We start from the raw sequence: 18,158 nt of genomic DNA on the forward strand, positions 1-18,158 counted from the left end.
GAAATCAGGAGGACGTATGAACCTTACGCTCACAAAACGCCGCAAGTGGATTGTTGCAGGCGTTGTCATACTCGGAACCGCTACCCCCAGCTTTGCCCTTTTCGGGTTTGGGGATATCGTTTTCGACCCGAGCAGCTACGGCCAACTTGTGTCGCAGCTCTCAACTTTGGCCAAAATGCTCACCACAGCACAAAGCCAATACAACACGATCAAGAGCAATGTTCAGAACTTTTCTGCCAAGGCCATCTGGCAGACGGAACTGAACAAGATCAAATTCGTGTCGGTCCCCAATACCTACGGGGAAACAAACGGTTTTACGAATGCTCTCAACCTCAACAATCAGAGCGCCGCACTCATGGCCTGGACCAATTCCAAAATTGGTTTGACTCCAGAAACCAGCGGCATTCTTAGCACACAGACGGTAGGGAATAGTTCAAACCTGACACAGCTCGCGATGATCGAGGCATCGGACACCGCTTCACCCGATTGCCTCAATGCCGTGGGTTCCTACCGTCAGGCCCGCAATGACGCCGCCACAGCTCAGGCAAGCCTTCAGTCTGCCCAGCTCGACGGGTCTTCATCTACCAACAGTGAGGTTGAACAACTCAATCTCCTCAACGCAGCCCAAGCGCAACAGCTCAACGAACAGCAAGCGCAGGGCGTTCTACACGCTTGTCTCGCGCAGCAAATGACCATTCAGAACATGCAACAGCGAAACGCCGCTGCGCAGGATCTGAATACGTGGGGTTTCGTCCAAGCCCAGCACACAGCGAACCCAACCCTCAACGTGGCCGATTCCGGCACGTGGACAACCTATCTCCCCTAAAGGATTGACCTCGATGAAACTGCCGATGTTCAAACGCCTTGCGACCGATGTAGCGCCGCCAATTGCGGCGCTACTCGCCTTCACTGCCTGCGCCCTGGCCCTCGGACTCCTTATGGAGGTTTGTGGAGCCAATCATTCGCTTCAGCATTGGGGCCAATCCATCCACATGAAACTTGACCCCTCATTTCCACGAGACGACTTCAGCCAGTTTTAGCGCAGTACAGCTCAAACCACGGAATGGACGCCATGATGATGCACCTAACAACCTTTTCGGCATTGGCGCTGGCTCTGCCGGGCACCGATTGGCTTTATCAGTTCACGAACAACCTTACCGCCCTAACAACGGCCAATGGCGGAGCGCTCACGAATCTAGGGATCACGTTGCTGAGCACCATAGCGTTCTTTCAGCTAGTGAATATGGTTGTCAGCTTTAGTACGTCCAATATGACGTTCAGCCTCAATCCAACTCCGTTGGAGGCAGGAGAAATCGTCCGATTCCTTCTCCGGCTCACCGTCTGCTGTCTGCTAGAGACCTACTGGGTCAACCCACTACCCGGCGCAGGTTTCGGCCTCAACCACCTGTTCTCCGCACTCGCACAATCAATCGTGAGCGTGCTCGATCAGAACTCGCTCTCAAACTTCACTCAGCTCCTCAGCGACGCCGCCTCGAAGACAGGTTCGCCTTCGCTGCTGTCTGTCAGCGAACAGGTTTGCTACTACCTTGTGCAGATCATTCTCGGCCTCGCTGCTGGCATCCTGTTCGTGATCAACGTCAGCTCATTCATCTTCTACTCAGTGACAGCACTGTTTGGCCCTCTCTTTATCCCGCTGTACATGACTGACAGTTTGCGAGGCAAGTTCTACTCATTCGTTGAAGTGCTACTCAGCTTTGCGATGATCCGCGCCGTTGCTTCGGCGTTCATTTTCGTCTGGGAAGGGTTTATGAATACCTTCCTACAAAAGACCTTCAACGGGGACTATTCCATCGGCATGTGGTTGGCGAACCTCATCCCCGTCATTATGGTTTTCGCCGCGTTCATCATCAACATGCTCTTTATCCCGACGATGACCCAAGCTATCTTCGGCGGCGGCGCCGGAGCAACCGGCTCCGCTCAAAATCTTGTAACGCGAGTCGCCCTGGCTAAATTCCGGGGCGGTAAGTGAGGTTCACCATGAATGTTGTTTTTACAATCCCGTTTACTCCTCCGCGCTTTCTGGTCTACATCTTCCGAACCTGTCTGATCCTCATTCTCATTGGCTCAGTCATATTCACCACACTCGGCTTTATCAAGGCAGAACACCAAATCGAAAGGACACCCGCTCATGGCCGCCACACAAGCAACCCCAATCACTGACGCTGCCTGGACTCCCAAGGAAGCGTTACTTACTGACGAGATTGCGAACGAGGTCTACGCCTCGCACTATGCCGAGCGAAAGATGAGCCGGTTCGTAATCGTCACCATGTCCGTCTTGCTGCTTGGCTCCTTTGGAGCTATGGTCTCGCTCGCTCACAAACCAATTCAGAACCGCTACATCCGCATAGATGAGATGGGGAGGGCGCAGGCGATCCAATACACAGATTTGAACTACAGCCCACGCGAGGGTGAGGTTCGCACGTACCTCACTGATTGGGCTAACTATCGCTTCACCATCAACAGAGAAACAATCACCAAAAAGTACCCGCTCAACTATTTCTTTTTCTCACAGCAGCTCTCGACTCAGTTGATGAGCGATGACAACCGAAACCACTTTGTCTCTCAGGTCATGGCCGGACAGATCGAACAGAGCGATGTGGAAGTGCGAAATGTCACGATCACCAGCATGTCAGAGGAACAGATTCAGGGCGTTCGCATGTCCAAGGGAACGGCCTTGGTCAACATCGACAAACTCTATTCCGTCCGAAACTCGCACGAACCACGTACAGAGCATTGGATGCTTTCGGTCACCTACTACCTCAATCCCAAGCAGGTAAGTGACCAGTCCCGTGTCTTTCCTCAATTCGAGACGATCAACCCTCTCGGCATGACCATCACCGAATTTCACGAGAACCGAATCGGTGTAGAGCCGATTACAGATTCGACCGCAACCCCGCGGCCAGTAGCCCAGACCCTTGTGCCTGGCGCGATAACAGCGCCCACCATTCCTGGGGCAGGATCAGGAGCAATTCGGTGAGCTACGACCTCATTCTCCCGTTCTTTCCAGAAGAGATTCGTGTGCTTCTCCTAGATCCAACAATCTCTGACTTGATGATCAACGGAACGACCGGGGTGTATGCGGATAAAGGCGGTGTTGTCGAACAGATCACACTCTCAACTCCATACACCAACGAGAGACTAACTGCAGCGATTGAGCGTGTGGCTCGAATCTTGGGTCAAGACCTCACAACGCAGAACCCCATTCTCAATACAAGGCTCCCCGATGGTTCCCGCGTCGCTGTCGTAGGCCCGCCATCTTCGATCAATGGTCCTACCCTCACCATCCGAAAGTTCAACAAGTGGTTCACGTCGGACGAGCTTATTGCCTCAGGGAGTATGCCCGTAGAGGTGAGGGATACAGTCGTCGGTCTTATGATGCAGCGCAAGAACGGCATCATTGCTGGCGGCACAGGCAGCGGTAAAACAACCCTCATGAAAGCGCTACTCGATCATATTCCCCCAAGTGAGAGGTTGTGCATCATCGAGCAGCCTGCAGAGTTGAAAGTTCTACAGCCAAACGCAATTCGGTGGGAGGCAGTTGAAGCAATTCCCGGTCAGGTGGCCGTCACACCTAGCGAGCTGCTGGCGGCAGCTCTGCGTCACCGGCCCGACCGAATCATCATTGGTGAGATTCGCAACGAGTGCGGCTATGACCTCCTCCAAGCGATGAACACAGGGCACGGCGGAACATTGTCAACGATCCATGCGAAGTCAGCATGGGATGCTTTGAACCGTCTCGCCAACCTAGCTCTCAGTGCGAGACCTAATCTCAATCACGCTTTCATGCGTAGCGAGACGGCTGAGGCAATCGATTTCACTCTTTACTGCGAACGGGCTGCCAACGGTCGCCGTCAGGTTCGAGAGCTTATCACTGTCAACGGCTACGACTACAACGAACAGCGCTTCGAGACGGAAGTCATCTACAGCGCTTCAACTCCAAACGCTGCATAAACCCAAGGAGACAAACGCATGGCATTGCTCACTGTGAAAGCTTCAAAGAAGATCGACGCCACCCTAAAACTTGAAGAGTCAACCGCAAAAATGATTGACCGCTATGCGGCTTTCCTCAATGTTTCTGCTGATGAAGTGGTGGACAAGGGAATGGAATACATATTTACCAAAGACAAAGACTTTCAGCAACACCTTGATAAGCAGCCTGATGTTCATGTGCCAGCATCGTTGCGAATCAAGAAGGCTCCGAGCACTCCTACCGCGATGAAAAACGGCAATCGAAACGGCGCTAAGAGCGTCGCTTCCGACGCAAAGTAGCAGCACCCGCAGGGTGCGTCTCCTTCACGTCTCCAGTTCTGCATCACTTCGTTGCACTTCGTAGAGACAACAAACAACAGCAACAACAAATGCAACAACAACAGCAACGACGAGGGCGGATGTGCTCCGCACATGAGGAATGATGACACTCCATCCCTTGGAGGGTGGTGTGGAGAGCGACAGATGTTTCCCGCCGGAAACGTCTGTCGCAGCAACCACTTACAGAGACGACGTTTCCGGGCGGAATCATTGTGTTTCCGGGCGGAAACATTCACATAGGAGGTTCCAGTGGCCGAAGCAATTCTCGATATGCAGGAGCGCCTTAGACAGAGAATCGGGCGACCGTCGCGTGTCCGCAGCATCGCCATACGCTTCACAGAGGATGAAGCACGAGAGCTTGAAGATGTGGCATCGGCCCAGGGCACGACGGTGCGCGAGTGGGCGCGTGAATTTCTTCTACGCGAGGCGCGACGAGATGATGCTGACGCCCTTTTTACGGAGTTGGTAGCCACACGAATGCTAATGGTGAACCTCTTCAAGCCGCTCATCACAGGCAAGCCAGTATCGCCGGAATGGGTCACTGAAGTTATGGCGGCTGTACGCAAAGAGAAACGGAAAGCCGCGCAGGAAGTGCGCCGGCAATACAGCGAAGAGAACGCAGGAGGACGATAAACATGGCATCGCAATGGGGACGTAAAGAAACGATCATCTGGCCACCGCACGCGCCCATTATGAGCTATTCCGCGCTCGCAATGGCGTTGCTCTGCACGCTGTTTTTCATGTGGGAGCACCTGAATTTCTCCATGTCGCCGCTTCAGCAGAGCTACATCATGGAGTATGTATCGTCGCAGGCTGGGTCAGCTTTCAACTCTCACGGGAACTATCGACTTGTATACCTGGCTGGCGCAAAAGTGAAGCCACGACTCGCCCTTCCCGTTGACCTCACTGATGGTAAAACAGCCCTTCCAAGCGGTGAGAGTGTCCCGATCGGACTTTCCGAGCTGGCCCAGGCACAAGGCTATAGCTGGTTCTATCGTGGCCCATCTCAGAAGCTCACAGACGGCGCGATGCACCGCTGGCTAAGGGGCGCAGTCTACAACGACAAAGGTTTCTTTGAACTGTTTCGGGTGAGCATGATCGAGAGCGGCGTGTGCCTAGTCGCTATGCTAACCTTTGCGATTCCCAAAGACCTGAAACGCTTCCGGCAGATGAAATACGGTCGCGTTCTGCGCGGCCCTGTCATGCTAACGCCCGCCGACTTCAATAGAGCGGCAAAGGGAGATGGCATCGGTTTCAAAACGACAGAGTTGGGAAAGATGATGCGTATTCCAGAACGAAAGGAGGCACAGCACTTTCAGATTATGGGCGACACCGGTGTTGGAAAAACCCAGCTCATCATGCAAATTCTTCGACAGATCAGAGGCCGTGGTGACTCGGCCATCGTCTATGATCCGGCTTGCGAGTACATCCAGCGGTTCTACGATGAGGCGCGCGGCGACATCATTCTGAACCCGTTGGACGAGCGCTGCCCATATTGGGGTCCAGCGCAAGAGATGGCCACAAATGCTGAAGCCGATGCAATCGCGGCATCACTTTATCAGCCCACTACGGACAGCAAGGACGAGTTCTTTCATCAGACTCCGGCGCAGATTTTCGCTCACCTCCTAAAGAAAGGTCCGTCTCCGCATCAGCTTGCCGAATGGCTGGCAGATGGCACGACGCTGGAGAGGCTAGTAGCGGGTACGGAGATGAGCTTCTATATTGACCGCAAGGCCGGACCACAGCGAGCAGGCGTACTCGCCTCGCTCGGACTGGTAGCAAAATCCTTCCGCTTGTTGCCAGAGCGAGACCAAGCAAAACGGACGTGGAATGCCCGCACCTGGTCACAGGAGCGCAGAGGCTGGATCTTCATCACTTCGCGCCCGCCCGAGCGTGAAACGCTCCGCCCGCTCCACTCGCTTTGGATAGATTTGCTTGTTATGCGCCTGCTGAGCGCCCCACAGCCCGGACAGAAACAGGTCTGGTTTGTGATCGACGAGTTGGCCAGCCTCCAGAAGCTTCCCCAACTCCACACGGCAATCACCGAGAACCGTAAGAGCAAAAATCCGCTCGTTCTGGGCTTCCAAGGGAAAGCCCAGCTCGAAGTAATCTATGGCCATCTGGCCGAGGTCATGCTGTCCCAGCCCGCGACCAAAATATTCATGAAGACTGCCGAGCCAAAAGCAGCCGAGTGGATCTCTGAAGCGATAGGCAAAGTCGAAATCGAACGGCTCAAAGAGACTAAGTACGACGGCACCCGATCAGGACATAATTTCAGTCTTGATCGCCAGATTGAACCGCTTGTCATGGGGTCTGAGATTAGCGGACTGGACGACCGACATGCGTATTTGAAGCTGGGAAACAACGTCGCCCGCTTTGATTTTGACTACCTAGACCTGCCGACTCCGACGCCGGGATTCTTGCCACGGAAGTACGCGGACGGAGGGATGGGTTTTGATCCCGACACCTTAGAACCACGCCGCGCTGCATACCTGAACACTGAAGTAGAAGACGACGACGAGACGGCCGAAACCGAGCCAGAGAGCACGGCAACTCAGCCAACGGCGGACAGTTCCAGCGGCGCTCCGATCGCTCACGCGCTAAAACAGCGGCCTATCCCTTGGCCAAAGGAAAACGAATTTGAACCAGCCCGCGCCGACGAGAAGAACCGGCTCGCGCCTACCTCTACACTCGCGCCAGCAGCAGAAGCCGATACAACAAGCCAAGCTGAAACAGCCGAGCAGATCATGGTAGCCAACGGCACCCCTGAGTTGGAAGGCCCCGCCTTCGAGTTGAGGCCATAACGCCCATGCTCACTATTTCCAAAGCGCTTTCTTCGAGTCAGGCGCAAAGCTATCACAAGCTAGAGTTCACGTCTGACGCACAGAATTACTACAAGCAGGGCGATACGGTGAAAGGCGAGTGGCAAGGAAAGCTCGCCGCATCGCTTGGACTCAGCGGCGAAGTCTCGCCGTCGGAGTTCCACCGCCTCTCCGAAGGAATGCATCCACAGACTGAGGAGCAGATGGTCAAACACCGTCTCGCGCAGGAGTATACGAACGAGGACGGGACAACTACCAAGGCGGTCGAACATCGAGCCGGATGGGATGCAACCTTTTCAGCACCCAAATCCGTTTCGCTTACCGCCCTGGTCGGGGGTGATGAGCGCGTGCGAGATGCTCACCGTGCCGCCGTCGCAACTGCCTTGGACGAGCTGGAGCGTTACACACATGCGCGGATTGGCGGCAACAACCCCGCTGAGCAGACGGGTAAATTCATAGCTGCAAAGTTCGAGCATGATACAGCTCGCCCAGTGGACGGTTACGCTGCACCACAGCTCCACACTCACGCGGTCATTTTCAATGTGACGGAAAGGGCTGATGGTTCCACTCGTGCATTACAGGAGCGAGCTTTCTTTGAAAGCCAGCAGTATGCGACCGCCGTTTACCAATCAGCGCTCACCTATCAGCTCCGCAATCTCGGATATGAAATCGAGGCAGGGAAGAGCGGAGCACCCGAGATCAAAGGCTACTCCAGGGAATACCTTGATGCCTCAAGCCCCCGCTCTCAGCAAATCAAGGATCAATTGGAGAAAACAGGACACAGCGGCCCGGAGGCAGCGCAGATTGCAGCGCACTCCACCCGCGACCGCAAGCAAACGCTCACTCCCGAGGAAGTTCTTACGGCGCACAAAGACATGGCCGCTGATTTTGGCAACCAGCCGCAGAAGGTCGTCGCCGCCGCCCGCGAGCGGGCCGAGCAGCAGGAGCTTCGCCAGGAGAACAGCACGCAAGCGAAGGAGGCCATTACCTTCGCCCGCGAGAGCATCTTCGAGCGCGAGGCCGTAGCTGACGAGCGAGCCATACTTCGGGACGCGCTCCGTCGCGGTATGGGTGAGGCGACATACGGAGAGATTCGGTCCGAGTTCGACAGACGACGTGAGGCCGGAGACTTCCGATCAGTTCAAGGAGAGAAGTACAGCTCAGGGCGGAGCTTCACCACGCCCGAAACCATCGCCGCCGAACGTGCCAACGTGCGGCACGTCCTTGACGGCCGGAACACTGTCACGCCGATTATGGGTGCAGAGCAAGCCCGAGAGCAGGCCAACACCCGCGACTTCCTCAATGACTCCCAGCGGAAGGCTATCGAAGAAATTCTAAACTCTTCCGACCGAATCCACGGTTTGCAAGGACTGGCAGGAACCGGCAAAACGACGACGCTTGAGGTCATACGCGAGGGCGCAGAAAAGAACAGCTACACGGTCGAGGGCTTTGCCCCGTCCTCAAAGGCGGCAGGGCAGCTCCGCGAGGCCGGGATCGACGCTAACACGCTCCAGAGCTTCCTTGCGCGTGGGGAAAATCACCCAAGCGCCAATCCCGAAATCAAGCACCTTTACTTGCTCGATGAGTCCAGCCTTGCCAGCACCCGGCAGATGCGGGCGTTTCTGGACAAGCTCAATCCAGACGACCGTGTCTTAGTAATTGGAGACACGCGGCAGCATCAGGGTGTGGATGCGGGCAGACCCTTCCAACAGATGCAAGAGGCCGGGATGCAGACCTCGCATTTGGATAAAATCATGCGGCAAAAAGACCCGGAGCTGCTAAAGGCCGTCCAGCATCTCGCGAACAATGAGACGGAGAAGGGAATTGCGATGTTGGCCGAGCAAGGCCGCGTTTCGGAGATTACGAACGGCCAGGAACGTATCAACGCTATCGCAAAGGATTATGCTACGCGGCCCGAAAACACGATTATCGTGTCACCCGACAACAAGAGCCGCCAACAGATCAATGAAGCCGTGCGCGGCGAGCTGCTACAGCAGGGCACGCTGGCCGACGACGGCCAGAAGTTCAGCATCCTTGCTCACCGCTCCGATATGACTGGCGCAGACCGTACTTGGGCAGCGCGATATAACGTGGGCGAGGTACTGCAATACACCACTGGCAGTAAGGCCGAAGGCATTGAGCGCGATAGTTTCGCTACCGTTCGCTCTGTTGATGCACGCGCCAATACTCTTACCGTCGAGCTGGAAAATGGATCGAGCGTTACCTATGACCCGCGACGGCTCCGAGGAGTGAATGTCTTTCGAGAGACCGAGCGTGTGTTCGCAACCGGCGACCGCATCCAGTTCACCGCACCCAACAAAGACCTCGGGCTTGCGAACCGCGATCTTGGAACAGTCCTCGGCCTCGAGGACGAAAAAATGATCGTTCGACTCGACGGCAAAGCCAAGCGTACCGTCACATTCGACGCCGCGGAGTTCCGGCAATTCGATCACGGCTACGCCGTTACCTCTCACAGCTCTCAAGGTCTCACTGCGGGCCGAGTCATCGCAAACATTGATACAGAATCATCAAACAGCCTTATCAATACACGACTTGCGTATGTGGCCATCTCCCGCGCGTCAGAAGACGCTCGCATTTACACGAACAACGCGGAGACGCTAGGAGAGCGGCTTGCAACGGACATCAGCAAGACCGCCGCTCTCGATTTCAGACAACCGAGTTCCAGTGAACAGACCCGGCTAGCCGTTGAGGCATTCCGCAACAACGACCCAGCCACAGCGACCGAACTGCTACAGCAGCAGGGCAGGATTTACGAATACGCGAACCCAGATCATCGCCTAGCCGCCGTTGCCTTGGATTACGCAGCACAGCCGGATCGCGCCGTCATCGTCGTCGCCGATCCAGCCGATCGGCACGAACTTACCCAACTCATCCGCGACGATTTACACGCACAGGGCCGACTCGCCGAAAGCCGCTCAGTGTCGGTCTTGGTCGAACAGGAATTTGGCAATCCCCGTCTCGCTGCGAACTACTCGCCGGGAGATGAGATCCACTACAAGAAGGGAAGCCCGGAGGAGCATGGCATCATTCACAACAGCACGGCCACTGTTATAGCAGTCGATATTTCCAAGAATCTCCTCACTGTAGAAACACTCAGCGGTGAGCAGGCTTCTTACAATCCGGCGCTCCTAAAACAGCAGACGGGGCAGAGCACCGTCTACCGGGCCGAGGAGCGCGACCTAGCTGTAGGAGATCGCATCCAGTTCACCGTGCCCGACCGGGAAAACCGCATCCACTCCGGCGACTTGGCTACCGTCGAAAGGATCGGTGAGGACAACGCTCTTTCCGTTCGCCTGGACAACGGAAAGGACATTGAGCTTAGCCCCGAAAAGGCCCGCCACATCGAGCACGGCTACAGCGTGGAGACAGCGAAGTACGTCTCTGCAGACCGGGTTTTGATAACCGGCGAGAGCAGCCAACTCGCGGAACAGCAAGTCGCCCTCACGAAGCTGAATCCCAATATTCACGACCTCGCAATCTACACATCCGACAGGACAAATCTCTTGCAGAGAGACAACGGCATTGGTAAAGAACCAGAGCTTTCAAACGTGGCGCTTTCCAATGATTCGAGTCTCAGTAGCGGACCAGAACCGTCAGGCCCCTCAATTGAGCAAGAGGGCTTCGGAATTGGCCTATAGCACTAAAACCAGGGTTGAAAAAGCCAGAAAGCTTTTTACCCCTTTCTCATTTCTATAAACTTGAATAGCAAAAGGAGAGTGCCTTGAACCGTTCTTATGTAGCTCTAGCGATCTTGATTTGTCTAGCTGGCTGTAAATCTGAGCCGAAGCCCTCAATCGTTCAGCAGCGGACGATCGTGCAACAGGTTGAAGATGCCGGTGCTGGAGACCTGAGCAGGGCTGATGTGGCTGGGCTTCAAATCTGGCTAACGAAGCACTCAGATGTTGCGCGCAACATCGCTTCACAATGCAAAGAAGCGATGAAGGCAGACACAGCGTGGAAGAACTCGGCAGAGGGCCGGATCTGCATAGCCGAAAAGGATGCTGGCTACTCCAACTAGGCATCCCATTGACGCTACCGTGTATCAAGCACTATTCAGCATCTCAGGACCGTTGTTGCGTACATTCCCAACGAGTCTGTTGGCCGGCGTCATGCGCATTTTGTCTGATTCAAACGGGCGCAGCAGATCGATAGGCGGCCGAGACTCATCGTAGTCGTTGAGCCATCGGTCGAAGTCCCGCGAGTGCAGGATAACGGGCATGCGATCGTGGATCGGATCCGTCAGTTCGTTCGCGGAGGTTGTGATGATGGAGAAGGTGTCTAGCGGGGGATGGGAGTTTCCTTTGCGTGGGCGCCACTCGGAGTAGAGACCAGCAAGGGCGTAAGGTGCGCCGTCCGGCATTTCAAATTTGTAGACGGGTCTGGACCCTGCCTTCGGTTTGGGAGACTTCTTCTGTGACACTGGTAGATCTCCAAAGAGGCCGTGTTCACCGGGTTCGATTGGGGGAGGTTGGGGCAAGGAAGGGCGTTGCAGCCACTCGTAAAACCCATCGACCGGGACTAGGCATCGGGTGTGCTGGAAAGGGCCTCGCCATATCGGCTTTTCCAGGATGCTCTCGGCGCGGGCGTTTGTGGTGGAGAATATCTTGAAGCTGTCAGGGTCCGCCACCTTGGCTGGCACGAGCCCCCAACGCATCATCACCATCTCCCGTTCCCCTGTTTCGTGGTCAGGTCGAATGATGGGCTGATAGGTACTTGGAGCTATGTTGTAGTCGGGCGGGAGCTCGAAGCCTGGCGGAAGCTTGCCGACTTTGAAAGCCTCGGCGATGCGTTGCTTGTCTGATCGACGGTAGTATCGGCCACACATTGGTCTAATCTCCCCAGCTACCGCCGAAACCCTTTAGCTGGCTTAGTTCATAGCGACCAGGAAACTCGACTGTCTCTCCAGACCGAAGGCGTGTGACGATCTCTTTGGCGGCCGATGAATGGACAAGCTTACAAAAGTCAGTCTCATAGCTACCCACGTTCACAGACCACCACTTTTGCGTATCGCGTTCGGAAGTGGCTATAAAGGTGACTGTCTCCAAATGTCCTTTGTCCTCGCCTTCGAGTAAGAGGAACGGGGTGGCCGTCAGTTTATAGGGTTCCGCCATCCCAGAAGCGTATCACCCGAATAAGTGCATCGAAACACTATGGCTAGGAAAAGCCTATCGCCGCATCAGACAGCGACATTTGTCGAGTCGATGGAGTGCCTGCCCGTTACAAAGATCCCAGAGGGTCGTGAGTGGACGTATGAGATCAAGCTCGATGGATACAGAATCGAGGTTGTGCGCACTGGCGGGGGGACGACACTTTACTCCCGCCGGCAGAACGTGCTGAATCATAAGTTCCACTACATAGCCAAAGCGCTCGACTATCTTCCCGCCGACACGGTGCTCGATGGTGAGTTGGTGGCCATGGGGCCCGACGGAAAGCCAAATTTCAATCTTTTGCAGAACTTCAAGTCGGCCGAGTCGCACATCACCTACTACGCGTTCGATGTGTTGATGCACAAAGGTCGTGACCTAACCCACGTACCACTTTCTGAGCGCCGCGCACTGCTACGGATGGTGCTGAAACCAAGCGATCACGTTGCTCTGTCAGAGGTCTCGGATCGGACGGCAGCGGAGATGCTCAAATTCGTAAAGAGCCACGGTCTTGAGGGCGTTGTCGCCAAGCGTAGCGATAGCGTCTATCAGCCTGGACTTCGCACTGGACTATGGACCAAGCACCGTGTCAATCTCGGGCAGGAATTCGTAATTGGTGGATACACGCCTGGGACACATGGATTCGACGCTTTAATTGTGGGCTTTTACCGGGGTGGGGAACTCATCTACGCCGCGCGCGTTCGTGCGGGTCTTGTGCCGGCGACACGGCGGGCGGTGTTCGAGAAGATTAAGCACCTCAAAGCGGCGAAGTGCCCCTTCGCTAATCTTCCGGAACTCTCGGATGGCCGATGGGGAGCCGGTCTTACCGCAGAGAAGATGAAAGAGTGCGTCTGGCTGGAGCCCGAGGCCGTGGCTCAAATAGCTTTTCTGGAGTGGACTGGTGCTAACCATTTGAGACATACCAAATTCGTTGCGCTTCGCGATGACAAAGACCCTAAAAGGGTCGTCAGGGAGACTTAGGTAGACATTGAGCAGTGATCATTTTGAAATAGCAATCGGTGACGAACCATGACACGCCCAGCGAGCCTCGATGAGTGCCTTGGTTATGGATGCGAGCGAACCTCCGTTTTAGATCCTTCATGGGATGGCCCTGTATTCACTCCGTTCTCAGCGCTTCCATCGGCTCTGTCTTCCCTGCGCGTATCGCCGGCCTGAGGGTAGCCACCAGCAGGGGCGCCAGCAGGACCAGCAGGGATGCAAGGTAAAGCCGCAGATCATCCGGTTGCACCCCGTACAACTGACTGCGTAACAGCCTGTTCGCCGCCAGCGAGACCACAGTACCGGTCGCCAGGCCTATCGCTGCCGGGACCATCGCCCGCCGCACGAAAAGTCGTGTAATGTCACCCCGCGTCGCTCCGAGTGCCATCCGGACGCCAATCTCCTGCGTGCGCTGCGCAGCAAAATACGATACCACTCCATAAATTCCAACGCAGGCCAGCAACAATGCGATCCCAGCAAATGACGCAACTACCGCTGCGTTCAGCCGTGGTTGCGCCACAGCGTCGCCTAGTAGCTGATCCATCGTCTCGATCTCGCCTACCGACTGCTGCGGGTCTGACTGGTGTACCTGCTCGCGGATCGACTGTGCCACTTGTTCCGGCGGCACCTTCGTCCGCACCAGAAAGTAGCGATGCCAACCGCCATTGGCGTTCGCAGGCCAGTAGACAGCCGGTCCAGGCTCCGCCGCGATCGCTCCTGATACCCCTCGCACATCAGCAACCACCCCCACGATCTCGTGCGCCTGTCCATCCAGGAGCAGATGATGTCCGATTGAATTTCCCTTCGGCAGAAACTCCCGCACCAAGGCCTCGTTCACCAGTACCGGTGGCACTGTCGAGACCTGGTCCGCTGCGGAAAACTCTCTCCCTGCTAGCAGTGGTGTCCCGATCGCCACCAGCAGATTTCCGGCGATATTCCGGTTCTCCGCGCTGATTGCCGGCTGATTGGCAACTTGCGGCAGCCAGTCCGCGTCGAAGCTGCCGCGCACATGAAAGTCGGTCATAGGTGGTGAACTGATCTGTCCCGCAGCCTCTACTCCAGGGAGATTTTCAATTCGTTGTTGCACGTCGTTGTAGAAATTGCGTACCGCTTCCGGCCTCTTGTTCCACGGCAGCGCCACCCGAACCGTCAGCAGGTGTTCCGGCTCAAATCCCAGTGGCTGCTTCATCAAGTTCCACAGCGACTCCGCCAGCAGCGACGCACCCACCAGCAGCACGAGAGACAGACCTACCTGCACCCCCACCAGGACGCTGCGCAACCAATTGCCCGATGATCCTCCGAGGCGTGTCCCACCCTGCTTGAGCGCCGAATGCAGCTGCACCTTCCGTGTCTCCAGCACCGGAACCACTCCGAACACGATTCCAGTTGCCACCGAGATCAGCAGAGCGACCCCAATAACAATCCCGTCCATGTGAATCGTGCCCGGCCGCCCCAGAATTCCCGGCAGGCTGGTAGCGGCGATGCGAGTCAGCACGAATGCCAGGAGGATTCCCGTAACGCCGCCTGCCAACGCAAGGAGCACACTCTCCACAAAAAACTGAAAAGCCACGCGCCGTCCCGAGGCACCCAGCGCCCGCCGCAGAGCGACCTCTCGCTGCCGAGTTGTCGCCCGAGACAAGAGCAGGTTGGCCACATTGATGCAAGCGATCAGCAGCAGCAGCGCCGACGCGATCAGCAAGACCACCAGTGCCGACTGTACCTGACCGTACCGGTCCTCGCGCAGCGTCTCGCTCGTGAACCGCCACGCGCCGTCGCTCGACGGATACTCCCTCCTGAGTTGCTCCCCGATCCGATCCAGATCGGCCTGAGCCTGCGCCAGGGTCACGCCCAACCGCAACCTCCCAAATACATTGGTGGCCCGCTCTCCGTCGCCCCGATCATTGCCCCACTTATTCGGAGTAAACTGCGCCGCGTGCCAGAGGTCCACGCCTCCCGGCGCAGAAAAACCTTGCGGCATCACGCCCACAATCGTCGCCGTCTGCTGATCCAGCTTCACCTGTTCTCCGATTATGTTCGGATCGCCTCCGAAAAGCCGCTGCCATCCGGGATAGCTCAACACCACGGTTCGCGGGGCATGGGGCACGTCGTCTCTCGCATTGAATATCCGCCCTAGCATCGGCGCTGTGTCGAAGACATCCCAGAATCCTGCATTCGCTCCCGCTCCCTTCACATAGATAGGCAACTTCTTTCCCGCAATGAGGGTGCTCTCGTCGAAGTAAAAGATTGCCAGACTGGAGAAGCTCCGGTTTCGCGCTTCAATGTCATAGAATCGCGAACCCGTCATCAGCCCCCCAGCCGACCGCCCGGCAATCCGTGTGTCGTGAATCGCGACAATCCTCTCCGACTGTGGATAAGGCAGGCTCCTGAGCAGCGTCGAATACACCACCGTGAACATCGTTGTCGTCGCCGCAATCCCCAGTGCCATCGTCAACACCACGACGAGCGTGAACCCCGGCGAACGCCTCATCTGCCGCAGCGCGTAGTGAACGTCCTGCCAAAAACGCTCAAACTGTGCCGTCCCCCACGCCTCGTGTGTCTGTTCCCGGATCAGCGTAGGGTTGCCGAATGCGCGGCGGGCCGCATAACGCGCTTCTTCTGCCGACAAGCCTTTCTCACGTTGCTCTTCTTCTTCGAGCTCCAGGTCGTAGCGCAACTCGCGCTCGAGATCGGCACCGCGCTTTCTGATCTGCCACCAATGCATATCAGCTCTCCTCGGCAGTTGGCCACATCACGCTCGCTACAGCTTCGGCCATTTGCTTCCACTGGGACTCTTCGACCACCAACTGCTTCTTGCCCTTTTCCGTGAGCCGGTAGTACTTGAACTCCCGATTGCGGTCCGGGGCGGTTTCCCATTTGGAAACCACCCATCCGCGCTTCTCAAGGCGATGCAACGCGGGATAGAGAGAGCCATGCTGCATTTGTAAAAAGTCGTTAGTGGTGCGCTGAATGTGCTTGCCGATTTGATGTCCGTGAGCTGGACCGTAAAGGAGCGTCCGCAGGATAAGCATGTCCAGCGTGCCTTGGAGCAGGTTCGACCGTTGCGGTGTCAGTCCTACCATAGAAGACGTTCGACCCTCGATGGAATGCGATGGTAGTCCGTCTACCATCAATTGTCAAGACTACAAGCTCAATTCAATTCTGGAATGATGGCAACAGGGCGAGTCACTCATTGAGAAATCCATTGGTGTTCCCCTACAGGCAGAAGGAACTCAAACAGAGCCACCAGACGTTGGCATTTTCCGCTGCACTCTGGGAAGATCCGATGCCCGGATGCCGCGTGGACCCCTCGGCGTGCGCAATTTATCGGCGGTGTCGTCGAACTCCTCCAGCGGCGGCGGTGGGCCGAAAGGAATACGGGTCGGTGCTTCCTTGCGGACCTGATGAATGGAGCCGAGATACACTGTATTAAGGCCATAGCGGGCGTTGATGGTATCGAGGGCTGTGACCACACGCTGTTTTGCATTCGGCTCGCTAAACGGATCAATGCCGAAGAGGTCCGGAGACGGAGCTAGATCAAGATGAGTAAGAGCCACAGATATGTCTGAGGGCGTGTAGGCGGGAACGCGCGGCCATACGGCAATTAAGTGCTCCTGCAGCGTGTATGGATCGTGGCATGGCTCGATACGTACATTGCAGGCGAATGCGACGTGATCATAAAAGCCAACCTGCAAGGAGAGGCCGCCGGCCCAGAGATCATTGCGGCGCATCTTGCGAGCCGTGGAGTGTAGTAGTTTGAGCGCAACGGCGCGGGCCTTATCCGGTGTTCGGCAGTTTGGAGGCAAGATGTGCTGACGGCTAAGAGTTTGTAGCGGACGTGCTGGCGGTTCAAGAAAGTCCTCGCCGCGTAGCCAAAGCCACAGCCGGTCCCCCAAAACGCCTCCCCATATCGAGTGCATCCGCTCGCGAGTGAGTGCACAGAGCTCGCGCATGGTGGCGATTCCTTCGGCGTGAATGCGCTGCTCCATGCGCTTTCCGATGCCGGGAATGTCGGCTAGTTCGAGGCTGTAGAGCGCCTGTGGCAGGTAGCGCCGCTCAAAGATCATAAGGCCGTCCGGCTTCTGCATGTCCCCAGCAATTTTGGCGAGCAGACGGTTAGGTGCGAGGCCAACGGAACAGCGCAGCGTAATGCCAACCGTGCGGAGCTCACGCTTGATCTCGTAGGCTATGGCGGTGGCGCGTAGCAACGTGCGCTCGCGGCCGAGGAGCTGGCAGGCGAATTCGTCGCAGGACATGACCTGCTGGATGGGAATGCAGCGCTCAATCGCGGCGGCAATGCGGTGGTGGTATTCGACGTATAGGCGGGGGCGAGCCTCGACCAGGATGATATAGGGGCAGAGCAGCTTGGCGTCCGCAACACTGAAGCCGGTTTTTACGCCATAAGCCTTGGCCTGGTAGCTGACAGCAATACAGCAGCCCGTTTGGGCTTCAACACGAATGGGCACGATGGCGATGGGCTGGCCGCGCAGTTCGGGGCAAAGTTCCTGTTCGATCGAGGCGAAATAGGAGTTGAGATCGACAAACAGCCAATTGATCGCAGAATCGACCATCTCTACCCCACCAGCCGTTCATATTGTTCCGATGTCAGCAAGAGATCGACATTGCCACGCCCAGCCATGATGGCATGTTCCACCGCCTGCTTAGAAGCGAGGTCGCGGAATCCGTTGCCGCGGCGAATCATCTCGATCATGTTGTCGGGATTTGTGAAGGTACGCGGGGGAGCTGCCTTAGTGCGGAGGTCCTCCTCCATGAAGGTGCAATGCCATCGCTCTCGAAGAACGAAGGACATATGGATGCGGCGGAGTTTCGGAGCCGGTGCGCGTTG

At 56.4% G+C, this 18,158-nt stretch carries 16 protein-coding genes; 11 read left to right on the forward strand and 5 right to left on the reverse strand.

Features of this window, described 5'->3' with window-relative positions:
* The first annotated feature begins 16 nt into the window (after positions 1-16).
* The 10 genes from RBB81_RS00410 to RBB81_RS00455 all read left to right on the forward strand — a co-directional run bounded on the left by RBB81_RS00410 (position 17) and on the right by RBB81_RS00455 (position 11,190).
* A complete protein-coding gene (locus RBB81_RS00410; protein WP_353070773.1) occupies positions 17-826 on the forward strand; it encodes a hypothetical protein in 810 nt (269 codons plus the stop codon).
* A gap of 13 nt (positions 827-839) precedes the next feature.
* A complete protein-coding gene (locus RBB81_RS00415; protein ID WP_353070774.1) occupies positions 840-1,040 on the forward strand; it encodes a hypothetical protein in 201 nt (66 codons plus the stop codon).
* Positions 1,041-1,063: 23 nt separating this feature from the next.
* Positions 1,064-1,990 (forward strand): type IV secretion system protein, encoded by a 927-nt coding sequence (locus RBB81_RS00420; protein ID WP_353070775.1) that lies wholly within the window; start codon positions 1,064-1,066, stop codon positions 1,988-1,990.
* Positions 1,991-2,149: 159 nt separating this feature from the next.
* Positions 2,150-2,998, forward strand: coding sequence for a VirB8/TrbF family protein (locus RBB81_RS00425; protein ID WP_353070776.1), 849 nt, complete (start codon positions 2,150-2,152; stop codon positions 2,996-2,998).
* Positions 2,995-3,972, forward strand: coding sequence for a CpaF family protein (locus tag RBB81_RS00430; protein ID WP_353070777.1), 978 nt, complete (start codon positions 2,995-2,997; stop codon positions 3,970-3,972). The genes RBB81_RS00425 and RBB81_RS00430 overlap by 4 nt, the downstream gene beginning before the upstream one ends.
* 18 nt (positions 3,973-3,990) lie before the next feature.
* Positions 3,991-4,290 (forward strand): hypothetical protein, encoded by a 300-nt coding sequence (locus tag RBB81_RS00435; protein ID WP_353070778.1) that lies wholly within the window; start codon positions 3,991-3,993, stop codon positions 4,288-4,290.
* 288 nt (positions 4,291-4,578) lie between these two features.
* Entirely contained in the window at positions 4,579-4,962 is a 384-nt protein-coding gene (locus RBB81_RS00440) for a hypothetical protein (protein ID WP_353070779.1), read from the forward strand.
* A 2-nt stretch (positions 4,963-4,964) separates the two neighbouring features.
* Positions 4,965-7,133 (forward strand): type IV secretion system DNA-binding domain-containing protein, encoded by a 2,169-nt coding sequence (locus RBB81_RS00445; RefSeq protein ID WP_353070780.1) that lies wholly within the window; start codon positions 4,965-4,967, stop codon positions 7,131-7,133.
* Between the two features lie 5 nt (positions 7,134-7,138).
* Entirely contained in the window at positions 7,139-10,810 is a 3,672-nt protein-coding gene (gene mobF / locus RBB81_RS00450) for a MobF family relaxase (protein WP_353070781.1), read from the forward strand.
* A gap of 176 nt (positions 10,811-10,986) precedes the next feature.
* Positions 10,987-11,190 (forward strand): hypothetical protein, encoded by a 204-nt coding sequence (locus RBB81_RS00455; protein WP_183793061.1) that lies wholly within the window; start codon positions 10,987-10,989, stop codon positions 11,188-11,190.
* Positions 11,191-11,214: 24 nt separating this feature from the next.
* Here RBB81_RS00455 and RBB81_RS00460 read toward each other — a convergent pair whose 3' ends face one another.
* Positions 11,215-11,997 carry an SOS response-associated peptidase gene (locus RBB81_RS00460; protein WP_353070782.1) on the reverse strand — a complete coding sequence of 261 codons (783 nt, stop codon included), beginning with the start codon at positions 11,995-11,997 and terminating at the stop codon, positions 11,215-11,217.
* Positions 11,998-12,322: 325 nt separating this feature from the next.
* Between RBB81_RS00460 and ligD the strand changes: the two genes are divergently transcribed.
* Positions 12,323-13,297 carry a non-homologous end-joining DNA ligase gene (gene ligD / locus RBB81_RS00465; protein ID WP_353070783.1) on the forward strand — a complete coding sequence of 325 codons (975 nt, stop codon included), beginning with the start codon at positions 12,323-12,325 and terminating at the stop codon, positions 13,295-13,297.
* 136 nt (positions 13,298-13,433) lie between these two features.
* Here ligD and RBB81_RS00470 read toward each other — a convergent pair whose 3' ends face one another.
* The 4 genes from RBB81_RS00470 to RBB81_RS00485 form a co-directional block, all read right to left on the reverse strand.
* Positions 13,434-16,037 carry an ABC transporter permease gene (locus RBB81_RS00470; RefSeq protein WP_353070784.1) on the reverse strand — a complete coding sequence of 868 codons (2,604 nt, stop codon included), beginning with the start codon at positions 16,035-16,037 and terminating at the stop codon, positions 13,434-13,436.
* Between the two features lies 1 nt (position 16,038).
* Positions 16,039-16,395, reverse strand: a complete 357-nt coding sequence (locus RBB81_RS00475; RefSeq protein ID WP_353070785.1) for a PadR family transcriptional regulator — start codon at positions 16,393-16,395, stop codon at positions 16,039-16,041.
* 150 nt (positions 16,396-16,545) lie between these two features.
* On the reverse strand, positions 16,546-17,883 hold the full coding sequence (locus tag RBB81_RS00480) for a DNA polymerase thumb domain-containing protein (protein WP_353070786.1): 1,338 nt from the start codon (positions 17,881-17,883) through the stop codon (positions 16,546-16,548).
* 2 nt (positions 17,884-17,885) lie between these two features.
* On the reverse strand, positions 17,886-18,122 hold the full coding sequence (locus tag RBB81_RS00485; protein ID WP_353070787.1) for a hypothetical protein: 237 nt from the start codon (positions 18,120-18,122) through the stop codon (positions 17,886-17,888).
* Between the last annotated feature and the right edge of the window lie 36 nt (positions 18,123-18,158).

Origin of the sequence: Tunturibacter gelidoferens (assembly GCF_040358255.1) — a bacterium.
GTDB classification, from domain to species: domain Bacteria; phylum Acidobacteriota; class Terriglobia; order Terriglobales; family Acidobacteriaceae; genus Edaphobacter; species Edaphobacter gelidiferens.